The sequence below is a fragment of the Streptomyces sp. NPDC018833 genome (genome assembly GCF_044390825.1).
In the GTDB taxonomy this organism is placed as follows: Bacteria; Actinomycetota; Actinomycetes; order Streptomycetales; family Streptomycetaceae; genus Streptomyces.
Window position 1 is genome coordinate 452635 of record NZ_JBIRZM010000005.1, and the last position, 12628, is coordinate 465262.

Here is a 12628-nt window from a genome sequence, read left to right on the forward strand (position 1 = left end):
GACGGGCCCTGCTGCGCGCGGACCCTATCGGAAGATGGCCATGGCCTGCACTTCGAGCACCGAGTCGCCCGCGTTCCAGTCCTGCACCTTGCCCAGGCAGCGCGCCGAGAAGGTGCCTCGCGGGACCTCGTTGCGCAGCCCCTCGGTCGCGCAGGTGACCCGGACCCGGGGGCCGGCCGAAGGGTCGTCGGGGTCGCCGTAGGGGGCGAGGAAGACGGTGGACTCGGGCGATTCGCCGATCTTGCGGAAGCGGCCGCGGATGAGCACGAAATCCTCGATGTCGCGCAGCCGCACCGTCTGCGCCGCGGACGCGGCGGACCGGGGATGGCCGGCCAGCGCGCGGGCGAGCGCCGCGTTGCGACGCACCGTTTCGCCCACGAGGTCGACATGGACGATGACGTCCTTCTTCTCCAGGACGTTCATGACGACGCCGATCACCGAGATGGGTTCGGCGACCTCCAGGTACTTGCTGACGATCTCGCTGTTGTCCTTGCGCCCGCCGCCCGCGCTCAGCCCGAAGACCTTCGCCCGTACGCTGCCGTCCTTGCTGTCACTCGTGCGCTGCTCGACCTCCTTGCGCAGCGCCGCCGCGTAGCCGCGCATCTGGTAGTGGTCCATGACGGACCGGTCGTGCAGGTAGAAGCAGATGCTGTACGTCAGGTCCCGGCCGCCGCGTCTGCCGCGGACGAGCCGGTGGGCGGCGAGGACGAGCAGCGCCCCGGCGCCCGCCGCCGTCAGCAGCCACAACAGCATCCAGGGCCACCACACGCCCCACCACGCCTCAGTGAACACACCCACGGATCTCCTTGAAAGCGCTTCTGAGGGAACCGTCGGTGGCGTCGACCATGCGCCCGCCCGTCGCCCGTGCCCCTCGTTCCAGTTCCTCGTCGTCCGCCTCGCCGTAGCGGATGGTGTAGGTGCGCACCGCGCGGGTCTGCGCCGGCAGCCGCGCGTGGCGGCGGACGAAGGCGTCGAGACCGATGCCCGTGTTGTTCTCGCCGTCGGTCATCAGCACGATGGACACCTCGCCTCCGGGCCGCTTGCGCAGGGCGGCGGCAACGCTCCGGTAGGCGGTTTCGAGGGAGGACCAGACGGCGGTGCTGTCGTCGAAGTCGTCGGACGCGACGAATCCGCGCAAACGGTCCAGATCGGCCTGTTCTTGGTAGGTGACGCTGCGCTCGTCCAGTACGCGCCCGCCGAAGCGCATCACCGTGAGCGTCTCGCCGCGGTAGAACCGCAGGAACTTGCCCGAGTGCGAGTCGTCCGCACCGGCGAGTCCGTCGAAGGTGTCGCGCAGCCGCTGAATGCGCTCGCCGCGCATCGACGTGGAGAAGTCGAGCAGGAAGAGCACCTGGGCACTGCGGTCGCGCCGTGGATCCCCGTAGTCGGCGAGGAGCCGGTCGACGACCTTCTGGTCGTCGGGGAAGTACAGCGCGTTGCCGACCTCCTCGCGCAGGGGCGCGATGCGGGGCACCCCGGGGTCGATCGGGCGGCGCATGGTGCGTTCCATGATCCGCTTCTGCACGGACGGGCTGCGCAGCCACTCCACCAGCCGGTCGTACGCGGCGCGCCGGGCCGGGTCGAGGAGCAGCACGGGATAGTCGGACAGGACCATGCCGTCCTTGGGGTAGACGATCTCCAGCGGTTCCCGGAGGCGGCCGCTGCTGTTGAGCGCGAGCAGTTCGGACTCGTACGTGATCAGGGCGTTCAGTTCGCCCTGGCGTGCCACATAGCCGTCGGCGAGGGAGTCGGAGGTGTCGCCGGTGAGCGCGTGCCCGGCGAAGAAGCCGCGCAGCCGGTCGCAGGAGACGTCGGCGGGGCGCAGGGCGGTTCCGGTGCCGGCCGCGGCCGTCGCCACACCGACGAGGGCGGCGAGCCCACTGTTGCTGCGCCGCGGGTCGGCCATCCCGAACCGCAGGGAGCCGTCGGCCGCCGAGTCGGCCGCGTCGGCCCAGGAGATCTGTCCGTCGGGCGTGTTCGTGCGCAGCCGGTCGGCCACCGCCCGCTTCATGCCGATGACGACGGGCGAGCGCATGGTGTTGGTCGCCAGCGGCTTCTCGCCGCCCCCACCGTTCGCCTTGGACTTCAGCAGGTAGTAGCGGTCGGACGACAGCCAGGCCAGGTCGTGCCTGCGGGGGCCGGGGCCGGCCAGCTCGTTGCTGGCGTCCACCGTGCCCTTGAGGTCCATCTCCAGCGTGATGCCGGTCTCGCGGCGCAGTTCGTCCAGCAGCGGGGCCATGTCGGCGAGTTCCGTGCTGGCCAGCACCCGCAGGGTGAGGGGGTCGGGGCGGTTCGGGGCGCAGGCCGTGGCCGCGGCGAGCCACAGGCACGCCAGGCACAGGGCGATGAGCCGGGTCGCGCGGGGTGGCGCGCCCATCAGGGCTGCCCGGTCACGACGTCGGCGGGCGGGCAGTCGCCGACCGCGGAGATCATGCGCTCCAGGTAGCGCAGCCGGGGCATCTCCGACCTGGTGTCGTCGCCGTCGATGGCGGGCACGGGGACCCGGCGCTCCCGGAGGAAGCCGGTGAGCTGGTCGCCCGCGACCTGTCCGGCCTGGTCCAGGATGCGGAAGCCGAGCTCCATGGCGCGGCGCCGCAGCTCCGGGTCGTGTGTGATGAGTTCGCCGAGCCGGTCGCCGTCCTTGTTGAGGGCGATGAACTGGGGCTGGGTGACGAACTGTCCGGACGGGTAGAGCAGCACGCGCTGCGGGTCGAGCCGCCGGGACGTGGCCCGGTGCCGGACCTGGTAGGCGAGGTACTGGTGCTCGTACGCCACGACGAGCGGGGCGATGTTCTTGCCCTCCGGCGAGACGTAGGTGCGGAAGACGTCGGCGGCGGGCAGGCCCTGCTCCATGAGATGCCGGATGTCCCGGCCGCGTTCGTCGGCTTCCCGGTCGGTGTCGGGCACCTCGTCGCCGCCGCCGTGCCAGGTGAAGGCGACCAGCGCGAGGTAGGTCCCGGCGGAGTTGGAGCCGCAGACGTCGGGCGTCTGGGCGACGATCCGGTTGGCGTTGGTGATGCCGTGCCGCTGGACCCCTATGTCGTTCCAGCGGCGCCTGTCGTGGATGTGCTGCAGGAACTTCCGCATGTCCAGGACGTAGTAGTACGGCGGTTCGGCCCCGGACCCCCGCTGTGCGGTCGCGATGCCCGCGTCGGCGAGCGTCTCGGCGTACTCACGGTAGGTGGCGAGCACGATGGGGCTGACGAAGGGGCGGTGCACCTTGGCGTACTGGTCGGCCGCGGCGCGTTCGGCGGTGATCAGGTCGCCGGCGGGCTGGCCCGAGGGGAAGACGAAGTCGTACGAGGAGATGTCGCGGACGGCGACCTCACGCGATCCCGAGCTGGTGATGTGCACCCGCAGGTGATGTTTCAGCAGGATCCGCTGGACCTCCTCGTCCTCGAAGAAGTCCCGCTTGGAGGCCATCTTCCCCTCCAGCGTGACGACGCGCTCGAGCGGGAGCAGGATGTTGCCGGACACGGCCAGCACCGTCGTGCCCGTCAGCACGGCTGCCAGCAGCGGCAGGAAGGTCAGCAGGAAGCTGCGCCGCGACCGGGCCGAGCGCGACTCGCGCCTGATCGCCAGCCGCGGTTCCTCGGCGGTCCGTCTCTCCCCGACGTCCACGGGCGCCTCCCCCTGGGGCCTGTCCGGCGGGTCGGAGGGCGGACAGGCCCCCGTCCCCGAATATCGCGCGGGGGCACAGTGTTCCATCTGTGGGGGATGCCCCGCGGACGAGTTGACCAACACATGGTGAACAGCTCAACTCGACGCAGTGGGGGGCAAGTTGGCCGAGCGGCTGAATTCCGGGTGTGGCTGCGCCGCCGTACGTCGCAGTCTCTGCCCGCCGGCCAGGCGGACCGTCGCCAGGATCTTGCGCACCATCTCCTGAAGTACCTCGTCCTGAACGCCCTTCACTCCGAGGAAGGTCCAGGAGACGATGTCGCCGCCCGGACTCTTGAACGCGAACGCCGTCGCCTCGCCGTCGGTGTCGCACGTGCCGTCACGCTCGACGCCCAGGACACGGCGGTCGACACACTGCCCGTGATCCCCGACGCCGTGGTGAACGGCCCGGAGGCACCTGCGCTCGCCCTGGCCCGGTCCGGCTGCGCATAGGTGCGCGGCCGGCCTGAATGCCGGGGCGCTGGCGGCGAGGGCTACTCCCCCGCGACCAGCTCCGAGATCACATAACCGCCCACCCGGCCGCTGCGGGTGGAGGCGACGACCTCCCCGCGGACATCGGTGAGGGTGACGGCCGCATCGCGCACCGGGGAGCCGTCCGCGGTGACGACGGTGCCCGCAAGTCTTCCCGCTCCGCCGAGCACGACGTCGAGTTCGACGGGCCGTTCGCCGACGGTGACCGTGACCGCCTGCGGCTGGTGTCCGCCGGCCGCTGCGATCATCACGTAGAAGCTCGCATGAAGGAGGAGCAAGCCGGGCGCGGGACCGGCAGGGCGTTCGAGACCACCCCAACATGCGTCAGAGAGGGGGCACTTGGGGGCGCTCATCAGGGGCTTTCCCCCGGCGCGGCGCGCCGGGGGCGCGCATCCGGGCCGCGGGGAAAACCACCCGATCCGGTGAGACTACTTCTCGACGTGGGCGGCGAGCCGCTCCAGCACGCTGTCGTAGATCCGGCCGAGCCCCTTGGGCGCGAAGGTCCTCTCGAAGAAGCCGCCGATGCCGCCGGCGCCGTTCCACACCGTGGTGACGACGGCCTTGGACCTGCCCTCACCCGCGGGGGTGACCCGCCAGGTGGTGACCATGGAGGAGTTGCGGTCCTTCTCGACGAGCTCGCCGTCGGTGGGCTCGGTGACCTCCAGCAGGCAGTCCCGGACGCGCTTGCTGGTGGCTTGGAGCTTCCAGTGGACGAGGGTGCCCTCGCCGTCGCCGCCCTCGCGCACCTCGTATTCGCTGAAGTGCTCGGGCAGGAGCTTCGCGCGGGTGCCCTCGTAGTCGGCCAGCGCGTCGAACACCGTCTCCGCGTCCGCCGAGATGATCCGTTGCGTGGTGGCCTCGACCTGCGCCATGTCCTGTTCCTCCAGCAGTCGCTCCATCGGGATGCGGCCAGCCAACCACCTCGGGCCCGCCACCCCAAATCCCGCTTGAAGCGATCATGGGAACAGGTGTTCTATTCTGGGGTCAGTGTTGAGCGAGGAGGCACCCCATGCGTTGGGACAATCTGGCCGACGGCTCCGCCATCGGCGGGGAATCCGCCCTGTTCGGGGCTTCGGCGGTGACCACCCGCACCTTCGACACCCCCGAGTTCCGGGGCATCACCTTCCACGAGGTCCGGGCCCGCTCGATCCTCAACCGGGTGCCGGGTGCGTCCCGGATGCCGTTCGAATGGACGGTGAACCCCTACCGGGGCTGCACGCACGCCTGCGTGTACTGCTTCGCCCGCAAGACCCACAGCTATCTCGACCTCGACACGGGGCTGGGCTTCGACTCCCAGATCGTGGTGAAGATCAACGCCCCGGAGCTGCTGCGCCGCCAGCTCGCCTCCCGGCAGTGGCAGGGCGCACATGTCGCCATGGGCACGAATGTGGACTGCTACCAGCGGGCCGAGGGCCGCTACCGGCTGATGCCGGGCATCATCTCGGCCCTGCGCGACCACGCGAATCCCTTCTCCATCCTGACCAAGGGCACGCTGATCCTGCGCGACCTCGATCTGCTGCGGCAGGCCGCCGAGGTCACCGAGGTCGGCATTTCCGTCTCCGTCGGCTTCACCGACCGCGAGCTGTGGCGCACCGTCGAGCCGGGCACGCCCTCCCCCGAGCGCCGGCTCGGCGTCGTACGCGCCCTGACCGACGCCGGAATCGGCTGCGGGGTGCTGATGGCGCCCGTCATTCCGTTCCTCGGCGACCATCCGGACCAGCTGCGGGCGACGGTCCGCGCGATCGCGGAGTCGGGGGCGACCTCGGTCACGCCGCTCGTGCTGCACTTGCGGCCGGGCGCACGCGAGTGGTACCTGGCCTGGCTGCGGGAGCACCATCCGTACCTGGTCGCGCGCTACGAGCGGCTGTACGCGGAGGGCTCCTACGCCCCCAAGTGGTACCAGCGCCGTATCACCCGTCATGTGCACGAGCTGGCGACGGAGTTCGGGATCGGCCCTTCGGCCCGTCCCGGCGGACACCGGCGCCTGCCGGTGCGGACGGAGCCGGAAGCCGTGCACGCCGGGGACGAACCGACCCAGCTGACACTGCTCTGACCCGCCGCCACCGGCGGGTGCCGGACCATGGGTGCGCCGGTGACGGCAGGCGGGCAGTCCGCGGTGCACAACGGCGAGGGCGCCGTACCGATGACGCCGACCGGGCGGTGCACGCGCGAGCCGTTTCGTGGGGATGCGGCTGTGGGTGCTCACGGAGAACGCACGCGCCCGCCGCTGCTACGAGCGGGCCGGATTCCTGCCGGACGGTACGGAGGACCCGTTCGAGGTCGACGGGGTCGCCGTCCCCGAAGTGCGCTACGCACGGCGGCTGTCGGCGGGCTCGGCGATTGACGGTCCCCGAGTCTCCCCCGGGGGAGAGCCCGCCGGTTCACTGGTGAAGGACGTCGTCCGGCCCCGGAGCCTTTGCGGCGTGCCGGCCGCCGCGGGCGGCGTTCGAACGCCTCGGGTCACGGCGGTGCTGGGACCACTGGGCCGTGCCGATGTCGTGAAGGGGGGTCTCACTCACGTACGCCTCCTCCCACTCACCGACGTCGAACTCCTCTGTCGCGGCCGCGCCGTCGAACTCCCGGTCGGGCGGGAACCGTTCGGAGGCGGGACGGGGTGGCGCGGCCACCCGGCCCGCGGCGGACCGCGCCGCGAGGTACGGAAGGTCCGCCCACTCCTCCCCCGCTCGCGGCGGCCCGGGCACGCCGTCTCCGGGCGCCGCCACGGGCACGCCGTCTCCGGGCGCCGCCACGGGCACGCCGTTTTCGGGCACCGGCCCGCCGGATCGCGCCGCGGGAGCGTCCTTCGGGCCGCCCGGGAGCAGCAGTTCCACCCGGACCGTTCCGCTCTTGCGCTGCTGGGCGACGAACTCGTCGATCTGGGTGCGGCATGCGTGGTCGAGGTGGGTCATGGCCGTCAGGTCGAGCCGGATCCGGGGGCTGCCCGTCGCGGCGACGGCGTCGAGCGCGTCGAGCAGCTGGGGGAGCCTGATGAACGTGGCACTGCCGGTCATCGTGAGTTTCGCCGTGTCCCCGTCGGTGCTGTGCCGCACGGTGGTCCGGGACATGCGGAGCACGGCGAGGACGACACCCGCGGCCAGACCGATGAGAACGCCCTCAAGCAGGGCCGTACCGAAGATCGCGAGGGTGGTGACGACCATCACGACCGCCTCTCCCTTGTCCTGCTTCCACAACCGCGGGAACTGTTCCGGCGCGAGGAGCTTCCAGCCGCTGTGCACCAGCACCCCGGCGAGCACCGTGATGGGGATCAGCGCGAGGAGGCCGGGCAGCAGGATGGCGAAGCCCAGCAGCCACAGTCCGTGCAGGGTGCGGGAGAGCCGTGTCCTCGCCCCCGCCTGGACATTGGCCGAACTGCGGGCGACCACGGCCGTCATGGGCAGCGCGCCCAGGGTGCCGCACACCGTGTTGCCCACGCCTTGGGAGAGCAGTTCGGTGTTGTAGCGGGTGCGGGGACCGGAGTGCATACGGTCCACGGCCGCGGCGGTGAACAGACTCTCCGCCGAAGCGATCACCGTGAAGGTGAGCACGGTGGCCAGCACGGCCGGGTCCGCCAGCGACGTGAACTCCGCGGCTCCGGGGAGGTGCACGGAGGCGACCAGATCGCCCACTTTGAGCGTGTTGATCCGCACCCCGGGAAGCGCGGCCACCGCCATGCCCACGGCGACCGCGACCAGCGGCGCCGGCACCTTGGCCACGGGACCGGGCACCTTCTTCCAGACGAAGCACAGCGCCACGGTCGCGAGGCCGAGAGCCGTGGCGATCAGGGCGTTGCTGGAACTCAGGGCCGCGTCGACCAGATTGGGCAGGCCCAGCAGGTTCTCCACGGGGGTGCCCGGTGCCTTGCTGTCGGCCAGCACGTAGGACTGGCTGATCATGAGGGGCAGACCGATGCCCGCCAGCATGCCCTGGACCACAGCGACGGATATCGCCTGGAACATCCGGCCGAGCTTGATGAGCGCGAGGCCGATCTGGAGCACTCCTGTTGCCAGCACGATGACGCCGAGCATCGCCGCTCCGTGCGCGGCGATGGCCTCCGCGACCAGTGCGGCGAGCCCGGCCGCGGGCCCGCTCACCTGGAGGGTGCTGCCGCGCATCAGGCCGACGATCAGCCCGCCGACCACACCGGAGATGATGCCGAGTTCGGCGGACGCGCCCGAGGCGACAGCCACTCCGATGCACAGGGGCAGGGCGACGAGGAAGACGACGAACGACGCCACGATCTCGGTGACGAGTGAGGCTCCGCGCAGTTCTTCGGCGAGGGTGGGGCGCTGGTCCCCGGGGCCGCCGGCGGGACGGGTTGGGAAGGTTTTGCTCGGGGGGCGGGCGTGGCGGGCGCGTTTTCGGGTGGGGGAAGTCATGAGGGGGTCCTTTGGGGGGAGCCGTTCGGCGCGACAGGGGCCGAGCGGGTGGGCGGCGGCGTCAGCGGGCCTCGAACGTCCCGTCGGCCCCGAGCTCCAGCAGCGCACCGGTCTCGATGCGGTAGTACCAGCCGTGCAGGCGGAGGGTGCCCGCGTTCATGAGCCGGCGGGCCGCCGGATACGAGCCCAGCACCGCCAGCTGGTGCACGACGTTGCGCTGCACGATTCGCTCGAGCCGCGCATCCTTGCCGGTGCCCGGGCCGAGGTACGGGGCGAGGGCGGGCCGCACCAGCGACAGCCACCCCGCCACACCCGGGAGTTCGGACAGGTCGCTGCCCGAGGCCAGGGCGTCCATCGCCCCGCAGTGTGAGTGGCCGCACACCACCACGTCACGCACGCCCAGCACGTCGAGCGCGTACTCGATGGTCGCGGCCTCGCCGGAGGGGGCGCCCGAATCGGGCGGGGGCACGATGTTGCCCGCGTTGCGCAGTTCGAAGATCTCGCCCGGCCCGGCACCGGTGATGAGCGCGGGGATGACGCGGGAGTCCGAACAGCTGATGACCATGGCCTCTGGCGACTGGCCGGACGCGAGGGCGCGCAGGGTTTCGGCGTCCCAGCCCGGATTCCGGTGGAAGGAACGCGCATGGTCGAGAAGGGCCTGCATGGTTGCCTCCTGGGGGTTCGCAGCGGCGCACGCCTCGGGGGCGGCACCTGCGGACTGTGGCAACGACCGTAGGGAGACGGTTGTCAAAGCCAGGCCAACAGCACGCCAAGGCGCGCACATGATCCGGCCAGTTCTCTGCGCCGACGGGGCGTGTACGCACAACACGGCCCAGAACGCGGGTCGTCGGGCGTGGGATGAGTCACGATCTTCCCGGCGACCCCCTGTTGTACGGTGCAGATGCCGAACTCGCCCTGCACACAAGGCACTTGATGCGCGCCTTCGAGTGCGCGCCCGGCAGGGCCCGACGTGTCGCCGAGAACGGACGGATGGGAAGAAGAACCATGCGGGTGTTGCTCATCGAGGACGACGACACCATCGCCGAGCCCCTGACCGAAGGGCTGGCGCGCTTCGGGCTGGCGGTGCAACGTGTCGCCACCGGCACCGACGCGCTCGGCGCGTCCTACGGGGACATCGTCCTGCTGGATCTCGGCCTGCCCGACATCGACGGTATCGACGTCTGCCGGCACATCCGTCAGGTCTCCGACGTGCCCATCATCATGCTCACCGCCCGGGGCGGGGAGGCCGACCGGATAGTGGGTCTGGAGATCGGTGCCGACGACTACCTGGCGAAACCCTTCAGCCTCCGTGAGCTGATCGCCCGGGTCCGGGCGGTCACCCGGCGCACGGCCGTTGCCGCCCATGGCTTCACCGGTCCACCGGAACCGGCCCGGCCGGCAGCGGTGACCGCCCTGCCGGAGCCTGCGACCGGCACCCCCGGCACGGACCCGGCGCCCGACGCCCACATCCGGCGGGCGTCCGACGGGTCCGGGGCCGCCCGGCCGGAAGGGCTCGTCGTCGACCGGCGCACCCGCCAGGTCCGGCTGGGCTTCGAGCAAGTGGCCCTCACACCCAAAGAGTTCGACCTGCTGGCACTGCTGGCGGAGGATCCCGGTGCCGTGTACACACGCCGGCAGATCATCGACCAGGTGTGGGACCCGCACTTCCACGGCCCGACCAGGACGCTGGACGTCCACGTGGCGACCCTGCGGCGCAAGCTCGGCGACGCCCGCTGGATCGAGACCGTGCGCGGTGTCGGCTTCCGGCTGACGGACCACGTCTCGTTCCCCGCCCAGGCAGGCGACGGGCGGACGGCGTCGGCCCCGGACCGGGTACCGCGGCCGTGACCCGTCGCCTGCGGTTGAGCTACCTCACCCTCGTCGTGCTGGTGCTACTCAGCCTGGAAATACCGCTGGGCATCGTCTACAGCGGCGCGGAGAGACAGCGGGTGGTGCGGACGGCAGAGGACGAGGCCGAAGCCCTCGCCGCGTACGCCCGGCTCTCGCTCGGCTCCCACCAGACGGCCGCGCTCGCCCGGCGCGTGAGCCACTGTGCCGAGCGGATCGACGGAGAGGTGTTCGTCCTCGACCGCGACGGCAGGGTGCGTGCGGCGTCCCGGCCGCTGAGCGACCGCGAGGCCCGCGACATGCTGGGCCGCAGGCACGTGCGCGCCGCGCTGGGCGGGCGAGCTGCCACCGAAGTGCGCACCAGCGGCTACGGGCGGGTGGAGGTGCTGGCCGCGGCGGCCCCGGTGACCGCCGGGGCATCGCGTTCCGGTGCCGTGCACCTGACGCTGCCCACGGAGGTGGCCTCCCAGCGGGTGCACCGCGTCTGGGTGACGCTCGCCCTTGCGGGACTGTTCGTCCTGACGGCCTTTGCGGGGCTGGGACTCGCCGTGGCGCGCTGGACCGGCCGCCCCATCCTGGAGCTGGAGGCCGTGACCGCCCAGCTGGCACGCGGAGACCTCTCCGTCCGGGCCACCCTGGCGACGTCCACGGGCCCGCCCGAGGTCCGCCGGCTGGCCGGCACCTTCAACGACACAGCCGCGCGTCTGGAGCACGTGATGCAGTCGCAGCGGGCGTTCGCGGGCGAGGCGTCCCACCAGCTCAAGACGCCCCTCGCCGCGCTGCGGCTGCGGCTGGACAACCTGGAGCCGGGGATCGCTCCCGCCGCCCGGGCCAACCTGACCGCCGCGATGACCGAGACCGAACGGCTCGCCCGGATGGTCGAGACACTGCTCGCCATGGCCCGGCTCGAGGAGCACGCCACCGTCCGCGAGCCGGTCGACCTCGACCGCTGCGCCCGTGAACGGGCAGCTACCTGGGGCCCGTTGTTCGCCTCACAAGGATGTCGGCTGATCCTCGCCGGTGAACGCGTCGGCCTTGCGCTCGCCGTACCGGGAGCGGTGGAACAGATTCTGGACAACCTGCTCTCCAACGCGCTGCGAGTCTCCGGGCCCGGGACCGAGGTCCGGCTCGAAACACGTCATGTCCGCACGACCCGCCGTGTCCCGCGTGAAGCGCGGTCCTCCTGGGTGGAGTTGCACGTCGTCGACGAGGGCCCTGGGCTGCCGCCCGAGCAGCGTGCCCGCGCCTTCGACCGCTTCTGGCGGGCACCGGGAGCCGCCGGAGGCGGCAGCGGCCTGGGACTCGCCCTGGTGCAGCGGCTCGCCGTCGCCGGCGGCGGACGCGCCTCGCTGGAGGAGGCCCCGCGTGGCGGCCTGGACGCGGTGGTCCGTCTTCCCGCGGTTCCGCCACGGCCGTCGGCACCGCCACAACGTCCGGTGGACGGTCCCCGCGTTCCGTGGACGCCGCGCCGCATGGCGGGCGCGGCGCGGGCCCGGCTGCGGCCGCGCACCCGCGGCCGGCTCCGGCGCCCGCCACAGGCGGACCCCTCGCAGGAGCACGCCCCGCGACCGGCCAGACGGTCATGCGGCGTCCGGCGGCCCTGACGGACGCGGGCTCCGCGACGAGCGGGCGCACCCCGACACGTCGCGGACGAGACCGACGGCGCCGACCGTGCGGACCGGCCACGGCGACGGCGCCGCGTCACCGACCGGGGGCCGGTGACGGTTCGGGCCGGGACACCTGCGCGTCAGCCGATAGAACCGGTCAAAGCTCCGCGCCTGTGTGGGGGATGAAGCCCGCTCACGCTGTCGCGGCGGCCAGGGCTGCGTCCGAGGTGCCATGCGTGGCCGTGTTTTGACCCGGCTTGCGGATCCTCGTACACGCCCTCGGTGAGGACGGCCGGGGGCGCTGCGCAATGCACGGCACGGCACGGTCGGCCGAGGATCTGCCACTGCTGGTGGACGGGAGCACCCCGTCCTCACCGAATTGCACATCGCACCCCGCGAGGACCCGCTTGCGAAGACCGGTTCCGAGCAACGGGATGTCTTACTCGAGAGCCGGTGGAAGCCGACCGGACTTGCGGGCGCCGGCGAAGGCCGGCTTCGCCTGGCGCCCGCGCTCTACAGAACCTTGGACAGGAACGCCTTGGTGCGCTCCTGTTGGGGGTTGCCCAGGACGTCGCGCGGGTGGCCGGACTCGACCACCACGCCGCCGTCCATGAAGACCAGTGAGTCGCCGACCTCGCGTGCGAAGCC

The 12628-nt window shown here is 71.8% G+C and carries 10 protein-coding genes and 3 pseudogenes; 5 read left to right on the top strand and 8 right to left on the bottom strand.

Features of this window, described 5'->3' with window-relative positions; translation table 11 throughout:
• Positions 1 to 24: 24 nt before the first annotated feature.
• Genes ACH5AF_RS14125 through ACH5AF_RS14135 form a run of 3 tightly spaced genes read right to left on the bottom strand, consistent with a single transcriptional unit; the run spans position 25 to position 3621 of the window.
• The gene (locus ACH5AF_RS14125; RefSeq protein WP_398901884.1) at positions 25 to 798 is read right to left on the bottom strand and encodes a hypothetical protein; all 774 of its coding nucleotides are present in this window, start codon (positions 796 to 798) and stop codon (positions 25 to 27) included.
• On the bottom strand, positions 782 to 2377 hold the full coding sequence (locus ACH5AF_RS14130) for a substrate-binding domain-containing protein (RefSeq protein ID WP_398901885.1): 1596 nt from the start codon (positions 2375 to 2377) through the stop codon (positions 782 to 784). Before ACH5AF_RS14130 ends, ACH5AF_RS14125 begins: the two co-directional genes overlap by 17 nt.
• Positions 2377 to 3621 (bottom strand): hypothetical protein, encoded by a 1245-nt coding sequence (locus ACH5AF_RS14135; RefSeq protein WP_398901886.1) that lies wholly within the window; start codon positions 3619 to 3621, stop codon positions 2377 to 2379. Before ACH5AF_RS14135 ends, ACH5AF_RS14130 begins: the two co-directional genes overlap by 1 nt.
• Before the next feature lie 183 nt (positions 3622 to 3804).
• Here ACH5AF_RS14135 and ACH5AF_RS14140 point away from each other — a divergent pair, with 183 nt between their 5' ends.
• The gene (locus tag ACH5AF_RS14140) at positions 3805 to 4110 is read left to right on the top strand and encodes a hypothetical protein (RefSeq protein WP_398901926.1); all 306 of its coding nucleotides are present in this window, start codon (positions 3805 to 3807) and stop codon (positions 4108 to 4110) included.
• A 3-nt stretch (positions 4111 to 4113) separates the two neighbouring features.
• Here the strand turns inward: ACH5AF_RS14140 and ACH5AF_RS14145 are convergent.
• Positions 4114 to 4412 (bottom strand): annotated as a pseudogene (locus ACH5AF_RS14145) (carboxypeptidase-like regulatory domain-containing protein); the annotation flags it as partial.
• Positions 4413 to 4577: 165 nt separating this feature from the next.
• Positions 4578 to 5021, bottom strand: coding sequence for an SRPBCC family protein (locus ACH5AF_RS14150; protein ID WP_398901922.1), 444 nt, complete (start codon positions 5019 to 5021; stop codon positions 4578 to 4580).
• A 137-nt stretch (positions 5022 to 5158) separates the two neighbouring features.
• On the opposite strand from ACH5AF_RS14150, the gene ACH5AF_RS14155 reads away from it, so the two are divergent.
• Together ACH5AF_RS14155 and ACH5AF_RS14160 are read left to right on the top strand one after the other, a co-directional pair.
• The gene (locus ACH5AF_RS14155; RefSeq protein ID WP_398901887.1) at positions 5159 to 6202 is read left to right on the top strand and encodes an Rv2578c family radical SAM protein; all 1044 of its coding nucleotides are present in this window, start codon (positions 5159 to 5161) and stop codon (positions 6200 to 6202) included.
• Positions 6203 to 6335: 133 nt separating this feature from the next.
• A pseudogene (locus ACH5AF_RS14160) lies at positions 6336 to 6473 on the top strand (GNAT family N-acetyltransferase); the annotation flags it as partial.
• Positions 6474 to 6530: 57 nt separating this feature from the next.
• Here the strand turns inward: ACH5AF_RS14160 and ACH5AF_RS14165 are convergent.
• A complete protein-coding gene (locus tag ACH5AF_RS14165) occupies positions 6531 to 8525 on the bottom strand; it encodes a SulP family inorganic anion transporter (RefSeq protein ID WP_398901888.1) in 1995 nt (664 codons plus the stop codon).
• A 61-nt stretch (positions 8526 to 8586) separates the two neighbouring features.
• On the bottom strand, positions 8587 to 9189 hold the full coding sequence (locus ACH5AF_RS14170; RefSeq protein WP_398901890.1) for a carbonic anhydrase: 603 nt from the start codon (positions 9187 to 9189) through the stop codon (positions 8587 to 8589).
• A 341-nt stretch (positions 9190 to 9530) separates the two neighbouring features.
• Here ACH5AF_RS14170 and ACH5AF_RS14175 point away from each other — a divergent pair, with 341 nt between their 5' ends.
• Together ACH5AF_RS14175 and ACH5AF_RS14180 are read left to right on the top strand one after the other, a co-directional pair.
• Positions 9531 to 10373 carry a response regulator transcription factor gene (locus tag ACH5AF_RS14175; protein WP_398901891.1) on the top strand — a complete coding sequence of 281 codons (843 nt, stop codon included), beginning with the start codon at positions 9531 to 9533 and terminating at the stop codon, positions 10371 to 10373.
• Positions 10370 to 11977: a sensor histidine kinase gene (locus tag ACH5AF_RS14180; RefSeq protein ID WP_398901892.1), complete on the top strand. Its 1608-nt coding sequence runs from the start codon at positions 10370 to 10372 to the stop codon at positions 11975 to 11977. The genes ACH5AF_RS14175 and ACH5AF_RS14180 overlap by 4 nt, the downstream gene beginning before the upstream one ends.
• A 516-nt stretch (positions 11978 to 12493) precedes the next feature.
• Here the strand turns inward: ACH5AF_RS14180 and ACH5AF_RS14185 are convergent.
• A pseudogene (locus ACH5AF_RS14185) lies at positions 12494 to 12628 on the bottom strand (ectoine/hydroxyectoine ABC transporter ATP-binding protein EhuA); the annotation flags it as partial.

Bases quoted from the DNA above. Each gene is read 5' to 3' on its own strand.
- ACH5AF_RS14130 (WP_398901885.1), bottom strand. From the start codon at position 2,377: ATGGGCGCGCCACCCCGCGCGACCCGGCTCATCGCCCTGTGCCTGGCG.
- ACH5AF_RS14150 (WP_398901922.1), bottom strand. From the start codon at position 5,021: ATGGCGCAGGTCGAGGCCACCACGCAACGGATCATCTCGGCGGACGCG.
- ACH5AF_RS14155 (WP_398901887.1), top strand. From the start codon at position 5,159: ATGCGTTGGGACAATCTGGCCGACGGCTCCGCCATCGGCGGGGAATCC.
- ACH5AF_RS14165 (WP_398901888.1), bottom strand. From the start codon at position 8,525: ATGACTTCCCCCACCCGAAAACGCGCCCGCCACGCCCGCCCCCCGAGC.
- ACH5AF_RS14170 (WP_398901890.1), bottom strand. From the start codon at position 9,189: ATGCAGGCCCTTCTCGACCATGCGCGTTCCTTCCACCGGAATCCGGGC.
- ACH5AF_RS14175 (WP_398901891.1), top strand. From the start codon at position 9,531: ATGCGGGTGTTGCTCATCGAGGACGACGACACCATCGCCGAGCCCCTG.